The following is a 21,369-nucleotide window of genomic DNA, read 5'->3' on the forward strand; positions in this document are numbered from 1 at the left end:
AGTATAATCAAAAAATTTCGTTTAAAGGACGGCGCGATGATGGACGTTGCGGAGCTTGGGATCAAGCATCTGTGCGAGAATACTCTAGGCTACAAAGTAGAGAGCGCAAAGAGCGCGGAGGGCGAATTTTACGGCTCTAGTTTGCCGATATTTAAGGGCAAAGAGGAGTTTCACTTTTATCTTTATTTTAAAAAAGATACGCTAAATCGCTTTGCTAGCGTGCTTCTTGGCGTCGATAAACTAGCCGAAGACGAGCTAAGCGATATCTGCAAAGAGGTGGCAAATCTCACGATCGGCTACGCCAAAAATCTACTCAACGAACGCGAAGCAAACGCCTATAAACTAGGCACTCCCGAGTATCTAGGCAGAACGAGCTTTCACGTCAAACTAGACGATAAACGCGTCTATAAAATCAAAAATAGAACATTTCAAGTAGGGTACAAAAAAGCATGAGCGAAGAACTACAAGAAGTAACCGCCGTAGAAACGGCGCTGCAAGGGGTTCAGGAGATGTTGCAAGAGCGCGGCGGGCTTTTTAAAAGCTACGACGAGCTGATGGATATCGGAGTGGATTTTATCTCAGAGCTCGGTACCACGACTATTAGCGTAAAGCAGCTTTTAAAGCTCGAAGTTGGCTCTGTAATCGACCTAGAAAAGCCTGCCGGCGAGAGCGTGGAGCTTTTTATAAACAACCGAATTTTCGGCAAGGGCGAAGTGATGGTTTACGAAAAAAACCTCGCCATCAGGATAAATGAAATCCTAGACTCAAAATCCGTCATCCAGTACTTTAAACGAGAGCAGTTATGAGGATTTTCGCCGCGCTTTTACTGTTTTTCGCCGCGCTTTGGGGGTCAAATTTATCTACTTACAACATTTACGAGCGTAGCGACCGCGTCGATATCATGCTTAGTTTTGACGCTCCTTATAGCGGAGCGATCTTGCAAGAGCGCAAAGACGGCGCGATAACCCTGCTCTTTAAAGACCTACAAAACGATCAAAATATCGAAAAAAGCGTAAATTCAAGCATACTGCAAGAGCTTTTGTTTGAACCCAGGGGTCAAAATTTAGCCCTCGTGATAAAAAGCGACGCGCAAGTAGCCGTTAGCGCGTCAAAAACCACTGACGGCTTTGGCTTGCGCATACGCGTGACGCCTGAAAATGCGGCAAACTCAGCCGCCGCAACCGCGCTCTCGCCGCAAGAAACCAGAGAAAATATAACCGAAACGACGAATTTATCCGGCGATCAAAATGCATCAAATTTAACCTCGTCCGCTCAAGGTGCGGGCCTAAATTTAGGCATGCAAAGCGGCGACGTAAATTTTATGACGCAGGGTATGAGTGACATGATCGATTATAGATATTACTCGGTTTTGGGCGTTTTGGCGCTACTTTTAGTCGTGCTTTTGTTCGTCAAGGCAAAGCTAAAAAACAAGCAAAAAACAATAAAAACAAAGCGCGAAAACGGCTGGTTTGAAAAGGTAGAAAGCGACGATGGCGTGGAGATAATCTACGAAAAACCGCTTGACGATACAAACAAAGTCGTTCTTTTTCAGCACCTTGACAGACGCTACCTCGTGCTAACAGGTACGTCAAACGTGCTTTTGGATAAATTCGGCGAAGAAAAGATGACGAGCGAGCAGGACTTTCAGAGCTTTTTTGAAGAAAATCAGAAAAAACTAAACGCCTACATCGAAAACCGCCAAACGCTGGACGCATACAAGGATAAGGCAAGTATAGATTAAATTTGCCTTTTTAAAATTTGATGAAATTTACCGCAAATTTCATCAAATTACTCCATCAAATTTCACGCAAAACAAATAGCAAAAGTATCCGGTTTGGTCATCTTTTTGATATTTTCCTTCGCCATAAACAGCTCCTTAGCGCCGTAAATTTGCAAAGTGTGATTGATAAACTCAAACTCCAGCTTCTTATGCGCGCAGTTTGCATCGAGGTTTTTAGCAAGCGCGAGGATAAAACTCAACCAGCGCACGACCTCTTCGCTAGGCAGCAAGTTTTTAAAGCGCTCAAATTCGCTCGAGGTTTTCTTACCGTTTTGCGCGATGATCGCAGCGACTAGACATTTTTGCGCATGTGAAAAGCCATAGTTTAGGGCATTTAGCACGAAAAATGCTGAGCTAGCGTGCTCACCGTAAAATCCCAAACACTGCGCCACGCTATGCAGCCTAGCAGCCACCGCCAGTTCGCTCTCGTATCGCCCCTCAAGCCCATGCAGCGGCTCTAGCGCTACAAAGAGGTCTTTTGCGTATTTTACGATAGTTTTATTGTCATCCAGTAAAAATCTATCCTGCAAGCTCCTCACGCTCGGGTTAAAATTTGGCGGAAATTTACGCGTCGGACGCAATATATCGCTCAAAAACACGCCCTCTCTAAAGCCTGCGCCGCTAGTATAGATGTTTTGCGCGCCTACCGCATCCACCGCACCTAAAAAGATGAGTGCGCCCTCTCTAATCGTATCGAATCGGTCTTTTTTGATGCCGAATTTTCCAAGCTCTAGTACGCTCGCCCGGGCTAAATTTTCGATGAAATTTTTATGGTTTTGAAATTTGTAAGCAAAGTTGTGCACAGTTTTTAGCGGGTAGTCTTGCGCCGACATGATAGCCGAAGATATCGCGCGCAGACTGCCGCCGATGGCGACTAGGTTTTTGCTTTTAAAATTTTTAGGCAAGCTTTTAAACGCCTCTTTGATAAAAGGCGCTGCGGCGTTTAAATTTTTCTTATCAAAAAATAGCTCTTTTAGCCGCACTGTGCCTAAATTTAACGACACGGCGTCTATTATCTTGCCGCCGCTAACAAGCGCTAGCTCCGCAGAGCCTCCGCCGATATCAAGCGTGACAAACTCGTCTAGGGGTTCTAGCAAATTTAGCGCCGCCACTCCGCCAAACGTCGCCTCTTCCTTGCCGCTAACGACCTTTAAATTTATCCCGAGCTCTTTGCGCGCCATGCTTATGAGCAGGCCGGCATTCGGAGCGTCGCGCAGAGCCGAGGTGCCCATGGCGAAAATTTTCGAGCATTTGTAGTTTTGTGCGATATTTTTAAACTCGCTAAGCGCCTCGCAAGCCTTTTGCATCGACCTTTGAGCGATCTCGCCGCCGTGCTCGTACGCGCCCTCACCCAGACGCACCTTCATCTTAAATTCGCCGATGATGTGAAACGCGTAACGCGAAGTCTTCTCAAAAATCGCCATTCGCATCGAATTTGAGCCCAGATCTATGACGGCGGTTCGTTTTGCCATTTATTTGCCTTTGTTATTTTTATTTATCGCTAGGGTGAGGGTCGAGATCGCGCCGCTGTGCCCGTCGGTTCGGTTTTTGATAGACACCGAGCCGCCAAGAGCCTGAGCTGCGCCCTTAGCTAGAAATAGCCCGAGTCCTGCTCCACCCTTATCGCCGAAACGCTTAAACGGCGCAAAAAGGTCCTTGCTCTCGTCGATGCCGCAGCCCTCGTCTACGACCTCGATGATAAATTCGTTTTCGCTAAGGCGCGAGCGTAGAGTAACCACGGCGCCGCGAGGAGAAAATTTGATCGCGTTTTGGACGAAATTTTGGATAACGTGCGTTAAAAGCGTCGTTTGCAGCGTCATTTCAAGTCTGTTTGGCGCAAAATCAGTCGCGATATCCTTGCCCTCGCCGCGAGCTAAAATTTTAAAATTATTCGCAGATTGATTTAAAAACTCGATGATGTCGATACGCACGGCCTCCTCAAACTGCGCGCCCTCCTGTCGCCCGATCTCCAGGATAGAGCCGATCATTTTGTTCATTTGATTGATGGCTTCGTTGTTGTTTTTGAGCGCTTCGATGTATTTTTCGCTCTCGCGCGGCTTTATTAGCGTGACTTCGTTTTTGGTTTTCATTACCGCAAGCGGCGTTTTTAGCTCGTGAGCGACGCCGACGAAAAGTTCTTTTTGATAAAGCACGAAGGTCTGAATACGCTCTATCAGGCGGTTTAGGCTTTTGCCTAGCGGTTTAAATTCGGGCGGCAACTCGTCAAGACTCACCGCCTGCAAAAACCGCTCATTTAAATTCGTCATTTTTCTGCTTAAAATTTTGATCGGCACAAGCAGCATCCGCGATAAAAATAGCACGTAAAAAATGACCAAAAGTATCGATGTGGCGTTTACCATGATGATGTCGATTAAAATTTGATCTATGAGCTTGCTTTGGTGAGTGGTTTCTTTAGTTAGCGCTACGCTAATATCGTCCATATACGGATAAAATAACGTCAAATGAGTCTTTTGTCCGACCCTTTCCGTGACGAAATAAGGCGATACGGTTTTGCCCTCGACTAGCTTTGCTCTAGTGGGACTATCGTTTAGCGTGAAGTACTCAAACGGTTTTTCTACTTTAGATAAATTTGCGCTCGTGGATAAAATTTTAGCTTCGTATGCGAGCGATTGCGAGATGCCCTCGTATATCGTGACCTTGATATACTGGTATAAAAGAACGGAAATGATGAGAATTAGCATCGTAGAAGCCGATGCTAATTGCACTATAAACCTAAATCTTAGGCTTTTTTGGGAAAGCAAAACCTATACCCGCGTCTTCTGACCGTCTCGATAGTCGAGATATTTAACGGTTTATCCATTTTTTGGCGGATTTGATTGATTGCTACTTCGATTACGTTTGGAGTTACGAGCTCAGGCTCCTCCCAGATCGCGTCTAGTAGTTGCTCTTTGCTGACGATCTGATCGCTGTGGCGCGCAAGGTGAGTTAGTACCTCAAACGGCTTGCCTTTTAGCTCGATTTCTTGACCTAGATATGTGATTTTCTCCTCATCCGGATCGATGATAAGGTCGTCTATTTTGATAACGTTCGTACCGCCAAAGCGAAGTCTCGCTTCGATTCTAGCTACCAAAACGTCAAAATCAAATGGCTTTTTGATATAGTCGTCCGCGCCTGCTCTAAACGCCTTAACTTCGCTATCTTTATCGTCTTTCGCAGACAGTACGACTACTGCAGTGCGCGGAGATTTGTGTTTGATGATGTTGATTAGATCCACGCCGTCGCCGTCCGGGAGCATCCAGTCAGTCAAAACCAAGTCGTAATTTCTAATACCGATGTAGTATTCGGCATCCTTGAAATTCTCCGAGCTGTCGGTTTGATAACCGAACTCTTGCAAGCCTTCGGCGATAGTTTTGTTTAGAGTTACCTCATCTTCAACTATTAAAATTCTCATTTTTTCCCTTTTGTGAAATTTGACGCGATTGTAGCATAAATTAAGCGAGATTTCAAGATACTTTAAAAAAAATTTAATATTTAAACTCGGCTCTTGCGCCAACCGTCGCATTTTTGACGATCTCGATTTTTAAAATTTCCATTTTCAAAAAGCTAAGCGAGCTAAATTTTTCTTTCAACTTTTTCGCGCAAATTTCAAGCGAGCTCTCCACGGTGCCAAATTTCTCCCGCGCATAAATTTCCTCTATCGAATTTATCATTTCCACGTAGTCTATAAACTCGCCGCTTTCAAACTCTGCGCTCACTCTTACCTTTTGCGGCGTCACTCGCTCAAAATCAAGCAGTCCGATAATCGTGCTAAATTCGTAATCTTTGATAATGGTCGTCAAATTACGCGCTTTTCTTGCCCTGTTATCAGGCGTTTTATGTTTGGCAGGTGCTTGTAAACGACCAAAAACGCGATCAAAAATATCGGCGCATAAGAGTCGATATCAGGGATCTGCGGCTGCAACGCAAAAGTCGCTACGATAAACGCCACAAGCGCGGCTAGCGAGGCGAGCGATGAGATTTTAAGCAGTTTGCCCACGACAAACCAAACCCCAAGCGCGATAGCGATCTCAAGCGGCAAAAAGACCGCCAAAACACCCGCTCCCGTGGCTATACCCTTACCGCCTTCAAATTTCAAAAACGGCGAATAGCAGTGCCCGAGCACCGAAAGTACCGCCATCGCCCAAAGCGTCGCGGGAGCAAGGCCTAAAAATTTCGCGATTAATATCGGCAAAACGCCCTTTAAAACGTCGCAAACGACGGTCAAAATCGCGATCTTTTTAGCGAGTTTAGGGTCTTTTTGCTTTAGCACGCGCAAAACGTTGGTCGCGCCGATGCTGCCGCTACCTTCGCTTCTGATGTTCACTCCGCCGAAGATATAAGCCAAAATCACGCCCGAGGGGATGCCGCCTAGCAGATACGCCGCGGCGTAAGCTATCAAATTTTCGTTCATTTTTTATCCTGATTTTTGTTTCGATCTCGCAATATTAATTAAATTCGGCTGATTTTTTGATAAATCGGTCGTTTTAAAGGGCGGTAAATTTGTAAATTTGACACGCCGAGACCCGCACCTTGAAAATGCTAAATTTGGTTTTGTCAAATTTAGCGTTGCAGATTGTGTTCTTTGAGTAAAAAACAACCGTTTAAGGTTGTTTTTTACTTTATGTAAAGGGGGTGGGGGCTTGAATTGCGCTCTGCTTTGCAGCTCTCAAAGAAAGTGCAAGCACAAGGCGAGGCAAAGCCGAAGCAAAAGAGCCCCCTTTTGTATCCGCCTTTCTCTTTTTCTTGGGTGGCGGAAGGGGTTTCTACTTACGAAGCGTCGCCCCTTCCTCTCCCAAGCCCTCTCTAACCCCACTGCACGTGAGAAGTTGCTGCGCTGTGCGCAGATTTAGATTTGACGCTATTGCGTCACAAGTTTAATATTTAGCATTTTCGCGGTGCGGGTCTCGGCGAGTAAAATTTAACTTCAAATTTGAACGTAAAAAGTCAAGGCGAAGTATCGTGAGATGATTTTAAATGTTTTGAAGTAAATTTCGTCCCAAGACTAGACATATAGTCTGTCGCAGGGCGAAATTTACGAAATCATTTAAAAGCACTCGCGAGACAAGCCGCTAAATTTACTTCCAAAGAAGATAGACCTTTTCGTCGTATATATCGCTACTCTTCGGACTAACCTCCACCTCCGTCACTTCCACGTTTTGCACGTCGTTTTTGGCTTTTAGCGCGCTCGCGTCTTCTTCAAATTTTGCCATCAGCTCCTCGATCTGCGCGTTTAGCTGGGCGACTTCTTGCTCGCTTAGTTTGACGTCGCTACGCTCTTTTAGCACGCTGTTTGCCGAGCGCGCGGAGGTCGCGACCTTGCCGATGTTGCCACTACTTAGCAGCCCCTTGCCAAATATCGCACCCAAAATGCTAGCTCCCACTGAGATCGCCGTCTCGATGCCTTTGCTTTTGAAGTCTCGCTGCTCCTTTTCCAGCTTTGCGACCGAGCGGTTTAGTTTCTCTTCTAGGCGCGCTTTTTGTTTGTCAAACTCAGCCGTGAGCTTAGCCGTTTGCGCCTCTAAAATTTCATTGCATTTATCGGCCAAACGGACGTAAAACTCCTCCTTGCTCTCGCCCGGCGCCGAGCTTAAATTTAGCGCGCTAAAGAGCCTAAGCTTGTAGTTTCTATAGATAAATTCTTTGAAATTTTTAGTTAGCTCTTTGAAATTTTTAGCTCCCGCGACAAAGCCCGGCAGCGGCGCGTAGGAGAGTTTAAAATTTGGCTCCGAAACTGCGGTAAAATGCATATTTTCGCTAGCTTCGCTCCAGTCGGCGCTTTTTTGAGCTTCATCCAGCCTTAGCGTGAAATTTACCTCGCGCACCTCGTCAAGCCCCTTTTTAGCATCGTAAAATCGCACTTTGGCTTCGCCGTAAAGATACCCCTCCAGCTCGCCGCCCTCCTGCAAATTTGAGCTTGCAGCGTAAATTTGAGTGATATCCGGCGACAGCACCGGTTTGGCGGCGAAATTTGAGCTTTTTGCCGAGCTTGATCCGCTCAAATTCGACCCGCTCTTTTGCTCTTTCATCAAATTTGAAATTTGCTCGCGACTAAGAGGTCCTTTTAGGTAGCTCAGAGCCCAGCGCGTCGAGATGACGGACAGCCCGTCCTCGTGGATGTTTTTTAGTAGGAAGTTGCGCTTTTGCAAATTTGAGATGAGATTTTCTATCTCGCCCTTATCCATCGCAGAGCCCGCAAGCCCCGTCATACCGTCGATCACGCGCGCTTTATCTTGCGCGGTTTGCAAGCGCCCGATAAACCACGTGCCGATGTTGCTAAGGCCTTTGTAATCAAGATCCACCGGGTTTTGAGTGCTCAGTATCACGCCAAGGCCGTGCGCACGGGCTTGCTTGAGTAGGGTTAGCATCGGGGTTTTAGACGGTGGGTTGCCGTTTGGCGGGAAAAATCCGAAAATCTCGTCCATATAAAGCACCGCGCGAAGCGAGCTCGTACCCTCGGTTTTGCGCATCCACGCGATGATCTCGTTTAGTAGCAGCGTCACGAAAAACATCCTCTCGCTGTCTTTTAGGTGCGAGATGGTAAAGATATTACACTTTGCCTTGCCGTTTGCGTTAAAAAGCATCTTTGAGATGTCGAGTCGCTCGCCGCTTAGCCACGCACGAAAATCAGGGCTTGCTAGCAGCGTGTTGATCTTGACGGCTAGCTTCATGCGCTCGGAGCTTGGGTAAAATTTCTCCACGTCAAACACGCCGATCTTGGTAAATGGAGGCGTCGCGATAAAGCCGATGAGCTCCTCTAGGCTCACGTCCGCGCCCTGGCTAAATTTATCGATAAAAATGTTTGAGATGAGCAGGTGTTCTTTTGAGTTTACGTCGTTTTCTATGCCCACAAGCGATAGCACCGAGCTAGCCAGAGAGCCGACGTACTCGCTAAACTCCTCGCTGCCAACGTCTAAATTCGGACGGGCAAAATCCCCGAGCAGCGCTACGCCGACGCCGCTACTGCTCTTTGGAGTATAAATTTTTAGCTCGGCGCTATCTTTAAAAAGCCCCACGCGCTCTAGGCTCTGAAACGAGCCCTCGATACCTTTTGTCCACATCTGCGCTTCGCTCGCGGCAAACTCATCTACGCTCATGCCTTTATTTTGCGCTTCATTTTCATCGACGTAGGGCACAAAATCCTGCGCGCTCATCTGCGGGAACGCTAAGGCGAGGTTGGTCATATCGCCTTTTGGGTCGATTATAAAGGTCGGGATATTATCGATGCAGGCTTCTTCTAGGATACTGATGCCAAGGCCTGTTTTGCCGCTACCGGTCATTCCGATGATGGCTGCATGCGTCGTGAGATCTTTGTTTTTATAAAAAAACGGCTCTTTGTTTTTGAGTCCGACGTAAAACAGCTTTAAATTTTCTTGGATGGTTTTCATGTGCTTCCTTGTAAATTTTGGGCTATTTTACTGATTTTTGATTAAATTTCGGGTGAAGCCGGGAGGGTAAATTTGAAATCGAGGCGGGTAAAATTTAAAAAAGGCAAGCGCGAGGCTCGCCTTTTAATTTTGGGTTAAATTTATTGGTAGGTTTTTAGCTGCTCTTTGAGCTCTTCGAGAGTTTCTTTTACGCGCTTGTCGGTAAATTTTACGATATTTTGATGCGCGCTTTGTTTGTTCATCACTTGGCAGCAGTATCTCATAGCGCCTTTATATTTTAGCGCCGTAACAAGCTTTAGATCGATATCGACGTCCACTTTTTCGCAAGATCCGTTTTCGCAGTCGGAAAGTCCAAGCTCAAATTTAGCGTTTACCTGCTCGCCGTCCCTAAACTCTCCGTCATCGGCGCTAACGACGCCGAGTCCACCCTCGGAGATATCGTATAAATTCCCCTGCACTGCGCTGCCGTTTTGAGCAAGAGAGACCTTGGTGTAGCGGTTTGGATAGACGCGCTGATATTTTCGCAAATTTGCATGCAGGTTGTGCATGTAGATAAAATCTCTAAGCGTCACGGTCAAATTTGACAAATCAAATCCCGCGATATCGGCTCTTAAATTTTCGATAAAATACTCATCGCACACGATGTAGGCGTTTTTTTCCTCTTTCATGGCCAAAATCTGCTCTAGCGTTACCTTGCAAACCACGGTCTCATCCTCGACGGCTATAACGCTACCTTGACACTCGACCTTTACGCCGTTATATAAATTTAAAAAGTGAATTTGATGGTTGTCTTTTAGAGCCCTTGAAAATACGCTAATAGCGCCTTCTAAGATCATAGAACCGCTGTTATCAGTGTTGATCATTTAGAGGTTTCCCTTCTGCGAGATTTTAGAAATTGCCTCTATTATAGTAAATTTATTTTGTTTTTAGTTTAAATTTTTTGCGTATTTCGTTAAAAATTTTGTGAAGTGAGTAAAAAGAGGGAAGAAAAGGGCGAGAGCTCGCCCTTAAATTTGGATGATTATAGTTTGTCTGCGTTGTGAGATAGGTAGTCTGCGACGCCTGCGGTATCAGCTTTCATGCCTTTATCGCCTTTGTTCCAGCCGGCAGGGCAAACCTCTCCGTGCTCGTTCGTAAATAGCATGGTATCTACCATTCTTATCATCTCGTCGATGTTTCTGCCAAGCGGAAGGTCGTTGATAACCGCATGGCGAACGGTGCCGTCTTTATCAAGTAAGAAGCTACCGCGAAGAGCGACGCCAGCGTCTTCTAAAAGTACGTCAAAACCGCGAGCGATAGACTTCGTCATATCAGCTACTAGCGGGAAGCGAACTTGGCCGATACCGCCCTTGTTTACCGGAGTTTCTTTCCACGCAAAGTGAGAGAATTGGTTATCTGTCGAAACGCCGATAACTTCGATACCGCGAGCTTTAAACTCATCGTATCTTTTATCAAACGCGATGATCTCGCTAGGGCAAACAAATGTAAAGTCCATAGGGTAGAAAAATACTACTGCGCCCTTCTCGCCGATATTTTTATATAGGTTGAAATCATTTACGATCTGATTGCTTCCTAAAACTGCTGCAGCTGTAAAATCAGGTGCTTTTTTTGTTACTAACATTTTTTCTCCTTAATAATTTTTATTTGTAGCGAAATTATATCATCTAAAGATTAAAAAGAGCTAAAAATTTAACGTTTTCGTTTTAAAATTTAACACAAAAATTTAATATCAAATTTACTTAGTTTTTGATATTCTTGCGAAAATTTTGACCAAAAAGGATAAAAAATGGCAGTAAAAATAACAGACATTTGCATAAGTTGTGGCTCATGCATCGACGAGTGTCCGACGAGCGCTATCGTAGACGACGCGGATAACCCGACTGGCGAGGACGCATACTACGTCTATGCCGATAAATGCGTCGAGTGCGTAGGATTTAACGACGAGCCTGCATGCGCCTCAGCCTGCCCAACCGACGGCTGCATCGTTTGGGACGCTCCTTATGCAGGACAGCCGTCTCGCACCGAGATAACCGCCGATATGAGGACTGGCGCCACGGCCGTCATCTCGTAAACTCCGCACTTAAGCCCTTTTGCGGGGCTTATTTTGAAATTTAATTTTTTTTTGATATAATCACCGCCTTATAAAAACCACAAAAAGGAAATTTTATGCAGCAAACGCTTTCTATTATTAAGCCTGATGCCGTAAAAAAGGGCGTTATCGGAAAAATCGTGGATAGATTCGAAAGCAACGGACTAAGAATCGCCGCTATGAAAAAAGTCAAACTAAGCACATGCGACGCAAAAGCTTTCTATGCAGTTCACAAAGACAGACCTTTCTTTAACGATTTGGTTGATTTTATGGTGAGCGGACCGGTCGTAGTTATGGTGCTTGAAGGCGACGATGCAGTAGCTAAAAACCGCGATCTAATGGGTGCGACAAACCCAAAAGAAGCAAAGCCCGGCACAATTAGAGCCGACTTTGCCGAGAGTATCGACGCAAATGCCGTTCATGGCAGCGACAGCCTAGAAAATGCCAAAAACGAGATTGCGTTTTTCTTTGCGACAAGAGAAATTTGCTAAATTTGGGTTAAATTTTGAAAATATCTTTCGCCAAAATCACAAATAATCAAATGCCGTTCGAGCTAAACTCGGACGGAGTAAATTTTAATGGCGAGCTCAAAAAAATAAACCAAAATTTAGTTAGCTGTAAAGGAAAAATCGTAGGCGAGATAGCCTATAACTGCGACCGATGCGGCGAAGACATAAATTTAAAGCTTGATGAAGACGTAAATTTGATATTAAGCGACGGAATTTATAAGGATAAAGAAGAAAATCTCGACGATGTAGTTGAGTTTTTCGACGGTTTTATAAATTTGGAAGAAGTATTAACAAGCGAAATAGAAGCTTTTAAGAGCGATTATTTTTATTGTGAAAAATGTAAAAATCTATAAAGGAGAATAAAATGGCAGTACCTAAACGAAGAGTAAGTCATACTCGCGCGGCAAAGAGAAGAACGCACTACAAAGTAACGCTTCCGGTTCCCGTAAAAGATAAAGACGGCTCATGGAAAATGCCTCACCGCGTAAATAAAACTACCGGAGAGTATTAATACAAATGACCAGCATTTGCATTGACGCGATGGGCGGCGACTTCGGTCCGCAACCTATTATCGGCGGCGTGATCGAGGCTTTAAAAGAAGTAAAATTTGAAGCCGTTTTGGTAGGCGATACGAAAATTTTAGAAAGCCTCGTTCCGCAAAATTTAAAACAATACGTAAAATTTATTCAAGCCGACGAGGTCGTTTCTATGAGTGACGGCGCCACCGATGCGTTAAAGCGAAAAGAAAGCAGTATTTTTAAGGCTATCGATCTACTTAAAAATAAACAAACTATGGCCGTAGTTTCGGCAGGGCACAGCGGAGCTACGATGAGTCTTGCCACGCTTCGAGTCGGACGGCTTAAAAACGTCTCGCGTCCGGCGATAGCGACGCTAATGCCAAACGTAACCGGCGGCAATACGCTAGTTTTGGACGTCGGCGCAAACGTAGACTGCAGGCCGGAGCATCTATTTCAATTTGCGATAATGGGCGAAGCCTACGCAAAAGAAATTTTAAAAATAAAATCCCCTAAACTAGGACTTTTATCTAACGGCGAAGAGAGCAGTAAGGGCAACGAGGCGACCAAAGAAGCCTTTGAAATGATCTCAAAACTCGACAGCTTTGTTGGCAACGCCGAAGGAAATCAGGTTTTTGACGGAAGCGTCGATGTCGTTATTTGCGATGGATTCGTCGGAAATATCCTACTAAAAACAAGCGAAGGCGTAGCTGACGCGATAACTAAAATCATCAAAAAACATGTTAAAAAATCCCCGGTCGCTATAGCAGGCTCGCTTCTCATGAAAAAAGTTTTTAAAACTCTAAAACAGCAAGTTGATTACGACGAATATGGCGGCGCACCGCTACTTGGCGTGAGCGGCTGTGTCATAATAAGCCACGGTAAAAGCACACCAAAAGCTATAAAAAATGCGATATTTCAAGCTCTAAAATTCGCAAACTCCGATATAAACAAAGTTATCGAAGACGAGCTGTCGCACTTCGCAAAATGAAATTACAAAGAAAAATTTAATGCCAAAAGCCTCGCTAATATCCATAGCCGCATACGCTCCGCCTAAAATTTTAACGAATTTCGACCTTGAAAAAATGGTGGAAACCAACGACGAATGGATAGTTAAACGCACCGGCATCAGCCAAAGACGCATAGCGCAGGATGAGGACACAAACGAGCTTGGCACGAAAGCGGCAAAAATAGCGCTTGAAAGGGCAAATTTGACGGCAAAAGATATCGATGCGGTTATCTGCGCGACTATCTCGCCCGATCACTTTTGTATGCCTTCGACGGCGTGCAAGATCGCTAAAAATTTAGGCATAAATGCCATTACCGCATTTGATATAAGCGCGGCATGCACTGGTTTTATTTATCTGCTTGAGCTTGCAAAATCGCTAATTGAGAGCGGAAGCAAAAAAAACGTATTGATAATCGGAGCCGAAAAGCTAAGTAAAATCGTAGATTGGACCGATAGAACGACTTGCATACTATTTGGCGACGGAGCAGGTGCGGCGGTCGTAAGCGCAGGCGAAGAAAACGAGATCATCGACGTTCATACCGCAGCCGACGGCAACTACGCAAATCTACTCATAACCCCAGGCGGCGAAGAAAAATTTATCAAAATGTCGGGTAATGAAGTCTTTAAAATTGCAGTCCAGACGCTAACCAAAGATGTCGTAGATATCCTAGAAAAAAATCAAATTCCAAGCGATAAAATAGATCTTTTTATACCTCATCAGGCAAATTTACGCATCATTGAGGCAGTCAAGCAGCGCTTAAATTTTACAAATGACCAGTGCGTTGTAACCGTCGGAAAATACGGCAACACAAGCTCGGCCTCCATACCGATGGCAATGAATGACGCATATGAAGCGGGCAGGCTTAAAAAGGGCAATTTGCTTTTATTAGATGCATTCGGCGGCGGCTTTACGTGGGGTTCGGCACTACTGAAATTCGGCGGCGAAAGTTACAAAAAATAATTTTTTAGTAAATAGACTATTTGTCAAATTTTGATAAATTTAATAAGCTGGCGTTAGCAACCAATCCAACAATATCTCTCGACCATTAAAATTTATCAAACGCGCATATAATAGACAAATTGCTTCCAGATGCCAGATCATAACAATACAAAATCCCATCATATGACGACGTAGAGCTTGGTATAAGGCGCGATTCTTTGCTCGAATTTAAGCTCTGTTACGACGACGAAAAGCCCGCCAGAGCCCTAGTTTTTATAGTACCCGGTCTTGGCGGCGATGCGAATGAAAACTATAGAGAGCATTTAGCGCAGTTCGTGGCTAGCGAATTTAACGTAGCCGTGGCGAGTCCAAACTACCACTGCATCGGCAACAGGCCGCAAACGGGAGCGACCTATTTTTTAAACGATTCAGACAAAATAATCCTTAAAAATAAATGCTCTAAAATAGGCATAGAAATCTCAGGCGATATCGGCTACGGCGCGCTTTCGGCGCTAGATGCGCATATAAGCGAGATAAAAGCGAGCGGCGGTTTGCCCGGCGATTTTAGATTACAAATATCCGTCACGTTGCAACCCACTAAAAACGAATATCAAAATTTCGGCGTTATGCAAGCCCAAGACGTGATAAATGCCGCGCTTTTTATCAAGGCAAATCCGCCGTTTAAATCCGCGACCGATATAAACGAGCTGCCCGTAGTCCTAGTCGGCAGTTCGCACGGCGCCTACATAAATGCCTTGGCGGCAAAATTTGCGCCGTGGCTGATAGACGGCCTCATAGACAACAGCAGCTACGCGAAGCTAAACTGGGAGCTCATAGGCCTAGGCAAGGAGATAGATTATCTCAAATTTCGCGAATACTCCACCGATATATATTTTCGCAATATCAGCATTTACGTCTTTACCAAAACCATGTGGACGCTGCTAAATAGCTCATCGCCTTGCTATTTCTCGCAGGCGCGCGAGGATATACGAAACATCCTAGACGCCGCGCACCTAAAAGTCCAAAGCGAGTATCCAAAGCCTATTTACGTCGGCTATCACTGCGCCGCAAACGACCACTGCGCATCGCCCGAAGAAAAAGCGCAACTCTACGAGGAGCTGCGAAAGCTCGGCTTTGACGCGACCTTGCATATGATAAAAGACGAGAGCGAGCTTGACAGTAGATTTCTCAAAAAACTAACGCACGGCCTGGATATGTCTATCAAGCTTTTGATCGCTAAGGAGCTACCGCCGATGCTAGAAAAGATAGCGTCCCGCGAGAAGCGAATTTGCAAAAACAAAAGCATAGCCTATCGCTCGGACGATCTGGAATATAAATTTTCAGAGAAAAACGGTAAGATAAATTTGGAGATAAAAAGATAATTTTATTTATAAATTTGCATTTACTGAAAAAAGGAGGGGCAGGTTTAGCGGCAAATTTGAGAAACGATATAAATTTAAAACGCAAAAAGCCGCGCGGCGAACTAAAAGCAAATTTATACGTAAATTTGACAAAAAACTCAAGCCTAATTTACTCCAAACTAAAAAACCGCCTCATCTTGCGCTTCCAGTCGTCTTTTGGTATTTCCGTATCGTTTGGATCGTCGCTCCAGACCTCGTGTTTGTCTTCGAAAAATATCGCAGACCTTTGAGCTTGCGGCATAAATTTCGTCTTGTCCTCCACGGGAATTTTGTTTGCCCCAAAGTACCGCAACAGCTCAAAATAATCATCCTTGCTATAGCAATTTACCAAAAAATAATTTCTATTTTTCATCCTGATGACGAAATTTTTACGCAGTAGCCATAGCGGTTCGCCCGATTTTTTGAGTTTATAGATTTTAAACGGTAGCGCAAATATCAAATAAACCAAAAGATATCTTATAAAGTCTCTAGTTTTGTTAAAATGCACGCCGATAGAGGACTTTTTATAGAGCTGATACGGGGTAAAAAGTGAAATCTGCCGTATCTGCTATCAAGTTCGCTAATAACGCAAAAATAGACCCTTTCCACGTCTTTTACGAGGGTGATTTTCTCCTTGCTCTCTACTTTGTTTACGTAGACATACTCTATATGATAAATTTGCTCGCTAGAAAATCTAAAAAAGCTCGGTTTTTGTTTAAAAACTCGCGGCGCGAAAATATAAGTATTGTGCAGGTCGGATAATAAAAGACATGCGGGCAAAGCAATAAGATAAATACGGTGTAAAAGCTCATAGTCGCTAAAAGCATATACAAAAACAAAAATCGAGTAAAGAATAATATAACATCCCGCCAAAAACAGCGCGCCGTAATCGTTTATGATTATCGGATTTTCGTCGTAGTTCCTCAAATTTTCTCCAAATTTCGCTTCATGCAGTCAAATTTAAAATGTATAACAAAAGGCGGGCAAGAGCCAAATTTAACTAGGCAAATTTAAAATCGGCTCGCCGTAAAATCGAAGCGAATTTAAGCGGCCGCTCCCAAGCCAAAGCCGCTTAAATTTGAGTAAAAAGCAAAATTTGACGCACCGCCGAATTTAGCCTCGGGCTTAATAAATTTACCCGAAGCAAAGCCAAACTCGCGCGGCGCGCCTCGTCAAATTTACTCTGACTTACCCGTTTTTCCTAGCAAATTCTTTCATAAACTCAGCCAAAGTCCGCACGTTTTCGATACTTACGGCGTTATATATCGAGGCTCTGATGCCGCCTACGTGACGGTGTCCTTTTAGACCCAGCATGCCCGCATTTTCGGACTCGGAGATAAAGGCCGCCTCTAGCTCGCGGTTTGCGATGGTAAAGCTAACGTTCATTAGCGAGCGGCTATCCTTTTGCGCGTGACCATTGTAAAAGCCGTCCGAACCGTCGATCGCACCGTAAAGCAGCGCCGCCTTTTGCTCGTTGATCCGGTTTATCGCTGCTAGACCGCCCTGCTCTTGCACCCAGCCCAGCGTCAAATTTAGCAGATATATGCCAAACGTCGGCGGCGTGTTGTATAGCGACGCGGCACCGGCGTGCGTATCGTAGCGAAGCATCGTCGGAGTGCGCTCCATGCAGGCTCGCTCTAGCAGGTCCTTGCGGATGATGACGACGGTTACGCCGCTTGGGCCGGCATTTTTCTGCGCACCGCCGTAGAGCAGCCCCACGTCCGTGAAATCAACCGGCCGCGAGAAAAAATCGCTCGACGCATCGACTACTAGCGGAGCTTTGGAGCGAGGCAGCTCGCGGTACTGCGTGCCGTAGATGGTGTTGTTTGTGCAGAGGTAGCCGTATGCGGCGTCATCGCTAAATTTAACCTCGGGGATGCGATCGTAGGAGGTTTCCTTGCTACTAGCGACTACTTCGTAGGCAACGCCGATGTTTGCGGCCTCTTTGATAGCCTTGCTCGTCCAGACGCCTGTATCTGCGTACTGCGCGACGCCTTTGGCGGCTAAATTTAGCGGTATCATCGCAAACTGCAAATGCGCGCCGCCTTGCAAAAATAGCACGTCGTACTCCTCGCCGATGCCGTATAGCTCGCGCGCCTTCGCCATCGCGCCGTAGTGCACCTCTTCAAAAATTTTGCTTCGGTGGCTGATTTCCATTATCGAAAAGCCCTTGCCCTGATAGTCGGTGAGCTCACTTTGCGCGCGCTCCAGCACGCTAAGAGGCAGAGCCGAAGGGCCCGCGCTAAAATTTAGCTTTCTATTCATCCAAACTCCTTTCAAATTTGAGCTGATTTTAGCGTTATTTGCGTTAAAAAATCATTTCGCGTCGCAAGGTCGGCGGCAAAAGGACGCAAATTTTACACTTTAAGCTACCTTTTGATACAATTTTTCATATTAAGGAGCGAAATTTGATAGAGATCGAGCGTAAATTTATCCTGCGTGACGCCGCCGTCATAAACGAGCTAAAAGCCCGCGACATCGACGTCCAGCAAAAAGAGGTGACGCAAATTTACGTCAAAATCACTCCGCTTGAGGAGATTAGATTTCGCGAGGCTTCGGGCGTTTTTACGATCACGCAAAAATCAGGCATCGGCCTAGCGCGTGAGGAAAATGAGAGCGAAACGGACGCCAAAAGCTTTAAAAAAGCCCTAAAAAGCGCAGTCGCCGCTCCTATAAAAAAGACGAGATTTTTATTTAAGCTTGACGGCGCCGCTTGCAACGTAGACATTTTTCACGGCGCTTTAGAGGGGCTTGTAACTTTCGAGGCCGAGTTTGCTAGCGAGCGCGAGGCGGCGGAGTTTAGCCTGCCTGAGTTTATCGCTGCGCACGTAACCGGCGAGGTTACGGAAGACGAACGCTATAAAAATAAAAATTTAGCGCTTTTTGGCTTACCGCAGGGCAGTTTCGATGCGCAAAAGTGCATTGAGATTTTACGAAACAGCCCGGGGCTAGAGCTAAATTTACCAAGCTACATCGGCGCGATGGATGCGATGCGGACGGTGTTTTTTCAGATATTTACGCTGCTTGGCAGGCACCTAAACGAGTACGCAAGCTCTAGCGATGCCGAGGCGCTACATCAGATCCGCATAAATTTGCGCAAAACCCGATCTTTGCTCAAAATTTTCGCTCCCGTTTTCGACTGCAAAACGGCGCGGCATTTTCTGCTAAATTTTAAAAAACTAGCCGAGCTAACTAACCAAAAGCGCGATATAGACGTATTTTGCGAGTTTTTGCAAAAGCAAAAGGGCTTTGAAGGGCTAGCTAGCGAGCTAGAAATTTTAAGCAAAACCCTAGCCAAGAGTGTCCAAGCCGAGCTACAAAGCGAGGAAGCGAACGAAATTTTGCGCGACTGGGAGGTATTTTTACGCGAGGGAAGCGACTTTTTTAAAGGCGAGCTAGGAGACGCGCCGATAAAAAAAATCGTCGCAAAATCCATGCGAGCTCAAATTTTACGCCTTAAAAAATCTCTCTCAAATTTGAGCCAAACTACCGAAAACGCGCAGTTTCATAAGTGCCGTATCGAGATAAAAAGACTGAGATACTTAAGTGAGATTTTCGGCAGCGGTTTTGGCTTCCCTGCGGCTAAAAAATGCTTTAAAAAGAGCAAAATTTTACAAGAAACCTTTGGCTCGCTGCAAGACGCCGACATCTGGCTAGGCCTGCTAGCGCACGTAAAAAGCGGCGCCGAGCAAAAGCGCATAGACAAACTCCAAGCTAAAATTTACAAAAAAATCTACGAGCTACGAAGCGAAATTTTGGACTCAAAGCCTAAAATTTTAAAAAGCCTCACAAAGCTTTCGCACGGCTTAAAAATCTACTACATCTAAAGAGAAAAAATGGAAAAACAAGAAAAAATAGTTCAGATGTTTAACGACATCGCGCCTACCTACGACCTGGCAAACCGCGTGCTGAGCATGGGCGCGGACGTGAGCTGGCGTAAGATCGCGTGCAAAACGGTTCTGTCAAATTTCAAAGACTCTAGCGTAAATATCGTAGACGTCGCATGCGGCACGGGCGATATGATGGGCTTTTGGCAAAAGACGGCGGGCGAGTTTAACGTAAAAATAGAAAATCTAATCGGCGTCGATCCCTCAAGCGGCATGCTAGCAGTCGCTAAGCAAAAATTCCCCGAGTTTAAATTTATCGAGGCGCTAGCGACGCAAACGACGCTTGATAGCGGCTCGATGGACGTGCTAAGCATCAGCTACGGCATCAGAAACGTAGTCGAGCGAGAAGCCGCGCTAAGAGAGTTTAACAGAGTGCTAAAAATGGGCGGGTATGTCGTGGTGCTTGAGTTTACCAAACGTAAAAAAAGCGGGATTTTAACTGGTGCTCGCGACTTTTATCTAGGTAAAATTTTGCCTAAAATAGGCGGCTTTATCTCCAAAAATCAAGAAGCCTACGAGTACCTGCCAAGCTCGATCGAGGGCTTTTTAGACGCCAAAAGCTTTGCGGACGAACTTGCTAGCGCTGGCTTTGAGATGCGCCTTTGCAAGAGTTTTTCGATGGATATTTCTACCCTTTTCATCGCGCAAAAGGCGTGTGAGTGCTAAGCGTCAGCGAGCTAAACGAGCAGGCTAAAACGCTGCTTGAGACGACGTTTTCCTACGTAGAGGTAGAGGGCGAGATCTCGCGGCTCGTTAAACACGGCTCGGGCCACTGGTACTTCACGCTAAAAGACGAAAAGGCCGCTATCTCGGCGGTCATTTATAAATTTAACGCCGCCAAGCTCAAATTTGACGTCGCAGACGGTATGAAAGTCGCTCTCTACGGCAAAATTTCGCTCTACTCGCCAAGCGGCAGCTATCAGTTTATAGCAACACTCATACGTCCCAGCGGCGAAGGCGAGCTCGAGCTTGCATTTAAACAGCTAAAAGCGCGGCTTGAGAGTGAAGGGCTTTTTGATATCTCGCGCAAAAAACCGCTGCCTAAATTTCCCCGCAAGATCGCGCTAGTTACGTCAAAAACCTCGGCCGCGCTGCAAGACATGCTGCGTATCGCTTCGCAGCGCTGGGCGCTAGCTGAAATTTTAGTTTTTGACTCGCTAACGCAGGGCGAAACCGCGCCCGCCTCGCTCATACGCGCCCTAAAAAGAGCCGATGATAGCGGCGCGGATGCGATCGTGCTAGCGCGCGGAGGCGGCAGTAGAGAGGATCTGTGGTGCTTTAACGACGAAAATCTAGCCCGCGAGATCTACGCGGCGCGCACGCCCGTGATATCGGCCGTCGGACACGAGATTGATTACGTGATCAGCGACTTTGCGGCTGATTTTCGCGCTCCGACCCCAAGCGCGGCGATGGCTGCGCTACTGCCCGATGCCGGCGAGCTAATGCAAAGCATAGACAGGCTAAGCGAGGCGGCGGACGCGGCTTACTTGCGCGTTTGGGAGCATAAATTTAACGCTCTAGCGATGATGAGAGCGAGATTTTCTCAGGCGAGCCTCACGCAAAAAATCGCTCGAAAAGAGCAAATTTTGCTAAATTTAAGGCAGGTTTTAGACGCTGCCGCGCAGACTAAGCTCCTCAAATTTGAAAACGCGCTAAAACTAGCTCACGCCGCATACGCGCAGCAAGAATTGTTTTTCGCGCAAATTTCAAATTTCGTCCGAGTGCAAAAGGACGGCAAAACCGTAAATCTAAGCGAGCTAAAACCCGGCGACCGCATCGCGCTAAGCTCGGTAAACGCAACCAAAGAGGCGGAAATTTTATAGCTAAATTTGATCCGCGGACGCAGCGACTTAAG

24 protein-coding genes are annotated in these 21,369 nt (G+C 45.9%); 13 read left to right on the forward strand and 11 right to left on the reverse strand.

All coding sequences use genetic code 11. The features are described 5' to 3' along the window. Positions 1-39 precede the first annotated feature (39 nt). Genes H7R39_RS03500 through H7R39_RS03510 form a run of 3 tightly spaced genes read left to right on the forward strand, consistent with a single transcriptional unit; the run spans position 40 to position 1,741 of the window. Positions 40-453 carry a chemotaxis protein CheX gene (locus H7R39_RS03500; protein WP_185898481.1) on the forward strand — a complete coding sequence of 138 codons (414 nt, stop codon included), beginning with the start codon at positions 40-42 and terminating at the stop codon, positions 451-453. A 56-nt stretch (positions 454-509) separates the two neighbouring features. Beyond that, positions 510-806, forward strand: coding sequence for a flagellar motor switch protein FliN (gene fliN / locus H7R39_RS03505; protein ID WP_034957998.1), 297 nt, complete (start codon positions 510-512; stop codon positions 804-806). Further along, positions 803-1,741 (forward strand): excinuclease ABC subunit A, encoded by a 939-nt coding sequence (locus H7R39_RS03510; RefSeq protein ID WP_185897984.1) that lies wholly within the window; start codon positions 803-805, stop codon positions 1,739-1,741. Before fliN ends, H7R39_RS03510 begins: the two co-directional genes overlap by 4 nt. A 62-nt stretch (positions 1,742-1,803) precedes the next feature. On the opposite strand, the gene H7R39_RS03515 is transcribed toward H7R39_RS03510, so the two are convergent. From H7R39_RS03515 to H7R39_RS03550, 8 genes are all read right to left on the reverse strand, one after another. Then, the gene (locus tag H7R39_RS03515) at positions 1,804-3,252 is read right to left on the reverse strand and encodes a Ppx/GppA phosphatase family protein (RefSeq protein ID WP_185897985.1); all 1,449 of its coding nucleotides are present in this window, start codon (positions 3,250-3,252) and stop codon (positions 1,804-1,806) included. Further along, positions 3,253-4,482 (reverse strand): sensor histidine kinase, encoded by a 1,230-nt coding sequence (locus H7R39_RS03520; RefSeq protein ID WP_185898482.1) that lies wholly within the window; start codon positions 4,480-4,482, stop codon positions 3,253-3,255. 38 nt (positions 4,483-4,520) lie between these two features. Beyond that, positions 4,521-5,192, reverse strand: a complete 672-nt coding sequence (gene hsrA / locus H7R39_RS03525) for a homeostatic response regulator transcription factor HsrA (RefSeq protein WP_185897986.1) — start codon at positions 5,190-5,192, stop codon at positions 4,521-4,523. A 73-nt stretch (positions 5,193-5,265) separates the two neighbouring features. Continuing rightward, the gene (locus tag H7R39_RS03530; RefSeq protein WP_185897987.1) at positions 5,266-5,580 is read right to left on the reverse strand and encodes a dihydroneopterin aldolase; all 315 of its coding nucleotides are present in this window, start codon (positions 5,578-5,580) and stop codon (positions 5,266-5,268) included. Further along, entirely contained in the window at positions 5,577-6,191 is a 615-nt protein-coding gene (gene plsY / locus H7R39_RS03535) for a glycerol-3-phosphate 1-O-acyltransferase PlsY (protein WP_122872772.1), read from the reverse strand. Before plsY ends, H7R39_RS03530 begins: the two co-directional genes overlap by 4 nt. 664 nt (positions 6,192-6,855) lie before the next feature. After that, positions 6,856-9,165 (reverse strand): ATP-binding protein, encoded by a 2,310-nt coding sequence (locus H7R39_RS03540; RefSeq protein ID WP_185897988.1) that lies wholly within the window; start codon positions 9,163-9,165, stop codon positions 6,856-6,858. A gap of 140 nt (positions 9,166-9,305) precedes the next feature. Further along, positions 9,306-10,028: a PilZ domain-containing protein gene (locus H7R39_RS03545; RefSeq protein WP_185897989.1), complete on the reverse strand. Its 723-nt coding sequence runs from the start codon at positions 10,026-10,028 to the stop codon at positions 9,306-9,308. A 158-nt stretch (positions 10,029-10,186) separates the two neighbouring features. Beyond that, positions 10,187-10,786, reverse strand: a complete 600-nt coding sequence (locus tag H7R39_RS03550) for a peroxiredoxin (protein WP_002947343.1) — start codon at positions 10,784-10,786, stop codon at positions 10,187-10,189. A 165-nt stretch (positions 10,787-10,951) separates the two neighbouring features. Between H7R39_RS03550 and H7R39_RS03555 the strand changes: the two genes are divergently transcribed. The 7 genes from H7R39_RS03555 to H7R39_RS03585 all read left to right on the forward strand — a co-directional run bounded on the left by H7R39_RS03555 (position 10,952) and on the right by H7R39_RS03585 (position 15,609). Next, entirely contained in the window at positions 10,952-11,236 is a 285-nt protein-coding gene (locus H7R39_RS03555) for a DUF362 domain-containing protein (RefSeq protein WP_185897990.1), read from the forward strand. A gap of 95 nt (positions 11,237-11,331) precedes the next feature. Next, a complete protein-coding gene (ndk, locus tag H7R39_RS03560) occupies positions 11,332-11,745 on the forward strand; it encodes a nucleoside-diphosphate kinase (RefSeq protein WP_002952387.1) in 414 nt (137 codons plus the stop codon). 14 nt (positions 11,746-11,759) lie between these two features. Further along, entirely contained in the window at positions 11,760-12,116 is a 357-nt protein-coding gene (locus H7R39_RS03565; protein ID WP_185897991.1) for a YceD family protein, read from the forward strand. An 11-nt stretch (positions 12,117-12,127) separates the two neighbouring features. Then, the gene (gene rpmF / locus H7R39_RS03570; RefSeq protein WP_002943740.1) at positions 12,128-12,274 is read left to right on the forward strand and encodes a 50S ribosomal protein L32; all 147 of its coding nucleotides are present in this window, start codon (positions 12,128-12,130) and stop codon (positions 12,272-12,274) included. Between the two features lie 5 nt (positions 12,275-12,279). Beyond that, complete coding sequence (plsX, locus tag H7R39_RS03575) at positions 12,280-13,269, forward strand: phosphate acyltransferase PlsX (RefSeq protein ID WP_185897992.1); 990 nt, start codon at positions 12,280-12,282, stop codon at positions 13,267-13,269. A 19-nt stretch (positions 13,270-13,288) separates the two neighbouring features. Continuing rightward, the gene (locus H7R39_RS03580) at positions 13,289-14,248 is read left to right on the forward strand and encodes a beta-ketoacyl-ACP synthase III (RefSeq protein WP_185897993.1); all 960 of its coding nucleotides are present in this window, start codon (positions 13,289-13,291) and stop codon (positions 14,246-14,248) included. A 197-nt stretch (positions 14,249-14,445) separates the two neighbouring features. Further along, complete coding sequence (locus tag H7R39_RS03585; protein WP_228724714.1) at positions 14,446-15,609, forward strand: DUF2920 family protein; 1,164 nt, start codon at positions 14,446-14,448, stop codon at positions 15,607-15,609. Between the two features lie 148 nt (positions 15,610-15,757). Here the strand turns inward: H7R39_RS03585 and H7R39_RS03590 are convergent, their stop codons facing one another. From H7R39_RS03590 to serC, 3 genes are all read right to left on the reverse strand, one after another. Continuing rightward, entirely contained in the window at positions 15,758-16,096 is a 339-nt protein-coding gene (locus tag H7R39_RS03590; protein ID WP_185897994.1) for a hypothetical protein, read from the reverse strand. Positions 16,097-16,104: 8 nt separating this feature from the next. After that, entirely contained in the window at positions 16,105-16,554 is a 450-nt protein-coding gene (locus tag H7R39_RS03595) for a hypothetical protein (RefSeq protein ID WP_185897995.1), read from the reverse strand. A 261-nt stretch (positions 16,555-16,815) separates the two neighbouring features. Beyond that, positions 16,816-17,892 (reverse strand): 3-phosphoserine/phosphohydroxythreonine transaminase, encoded by a 1,077-nt coding sequence (serC, locus tag H7R39_RS03600; RefSeq protein WP_185897996.1) that lies wholly within the window; start codon positions 17,890-17,892, stop codon positions 16,816-16,818. A gap of 143 nt (positions 17,893-18,035) precedes the next feature. On the opposite strand from serC, the gene H7R39_RS03605 reads away from it, so the two are divergent. From H7R39_RS03605 to xseA, 3 genes are read left to right on the forward strand one after another with little or no spacing between them, the layout of a single operon-like run. Next, the gene (locus H7R39_RS03605; RefSeq protein ID WP_185897997.1) at positions 18,036-19,454 is read left to right on the forward strand and encodes a CYTH and CHAD domain-containing protein; all 1,419 of its coding nucleotides are present in this window, start codon (positions 18,036-18,038) and stop codon (positions 19,452-19,454) included. Between the two features lie 9 nt (positions 19,455-19,463). Continuing rightward, on the forward strand, positions 19,464-20,180 hold the full coding sequence (ubiE, locus tag H7R39_RS03610) for a bifunctional demethylmenaquinone methyltransferase/2-methoxy-6-polyprenyl-1,4-benzoquinol methylase UbiE (RefSeq protein WP_185897998.1): 717 nt from the start codon (positions 19,464-19,466) through the stop codon (positions 20,178-20,180). After that, complete coding sequence (xseA, locus tag H7R39_RS03615; RefSeq protein ID WP_185897999.1) at positions 20,174-21,337, forward strand: exodeoxyribonuclease VII large subunit; 1,164 nt, start codon at positions 20,174-20,176, stop codon at positions 21,335-21,337. Before ubiE ends, xseA begins: the two co-directional genes overlap by 7 nt. Positions 21,338-21,369 lie beyond the last annotated feature (32 nt).

Origin of the sequence: Campylobacter massiliensis (assembly GCF_014253065.1) — a bacterium.
GTDB classification, from domain to species: Bacteria; Campylobacterota; Campylobacteria; order Campylobacterales; family Campylobacteraceae; genus Campylobacter_A; species Campylobacter_A massiliensis.

Coding starts and splice junctions, on each gene's coding strand:
- serC (WP_185897996.1), bottom strand. CDS start 17,892: ATGAATAGAAAGCTAAATTTTAGCGCGGGCCCTTCGGCTCTGCCTCTT.
- H7R39_RS03580 (WP_185897993.1), top strand. CDS start 13,289: ATGCCAAAAGCCTCGCTAATATCCATAGCCGCATACGCTCCGCCTAAA.
- fliN (WP_034957998.1), top strand. CDS start 510: ATGTTGCAAGAGCGCGGCGGGCTTTTTAAAAGCTACGACGAGCTGATG.
- H7R39_RS03545 (WP_185897989.1), bottom strand. CDS start 10,028: ATGATCAACACTGATAACAGCGGTTCTATGATCTTAGAAGGCGCTATT.
- ndk (WP_002952387.1), top strand. CDS start 11,332: ATGCAGCAAACGCTTTCTATTATTAAGCCTGATGCCGTAAAAAAGGGC.
- H7R39_RS03550 (WP_002947343.1), bottom strand. CDS start 10,786: ATGTTAGTAACAAAAAAAGCACCTGATTTTACAGCTGCAGCAGTTTTA.
- plsX (WP_185897992.1), top strand. CDS start 12,280: ATGACCAGCATTTGCATTGACGCGATGGGCGGCGACTTCGGTCCGCAA.
- H7R39_RS03555 (WP_185897990.1), top strand. CDS start 10,952: ATGGCAGTAAAAATAACAGACATTTGCATAAGTTGTGGCTCATGCATC.
- H7R39_RS03540 (WP_185897988.1), bottom strand. CDS start 9,165: ATGAAAACCATCCAAGAAAATTTAAAGCTGTTTTACGTCGGACTCAAA.
- rpmF (WP_002943740.1), top strand. CDS start 12,128: ATGGCAGTACCTAAACGAAGAGTAAGTCATACTCGCGCGGCAAAGAGA.
- ubiE (WP_185897998.1), top strand. CDS start 19,464: ATGGAAAAACAAGAAAAAATAGTTCAGATGTTTAACGACATCGCGCCT.
- H7R39_RS03515 (WP_185897985.1), bottom strand. CDS start 3,252: ATGGCAAAACGAACCGCCGTCATAGATCTGGGCTCAAATTCGATGCGA.
- H7R39_RS03520 (WP_185898482.1), bottom strand. CDS start 4,482: ATGCTAATTCTCATCATTTCCGTTCTTTTATACCAGTATATCAAGGTC.
- plsY (WP_122872772.1), bottom strand. CDS start 6,191: ATGAACGAAAATTTGATAGCTTACGCCGCGGCGTATCTGCTAGGCGGC.
- hsrA (WP_185897986.1), bottom strand. CDS start 5,192: ATGAGAATTTTAATAGTTGAAGATGAGGTAACTCTAAACAAAACTATC.
- H7R39_RS03510 (WP_185897984.1), top strand. CDS start 803: ATGAGGATTTTCGCCGCGCTTTTACTGTTTTTCGCCGCGCTTTGGGGG.
- H7R39_RS03500 (WP_185898481.1), top strand. CDS start 40: ATGGACGTTGCGGAGCTTGGGATCAAGCATCTGTGCGAGAATACTCTA.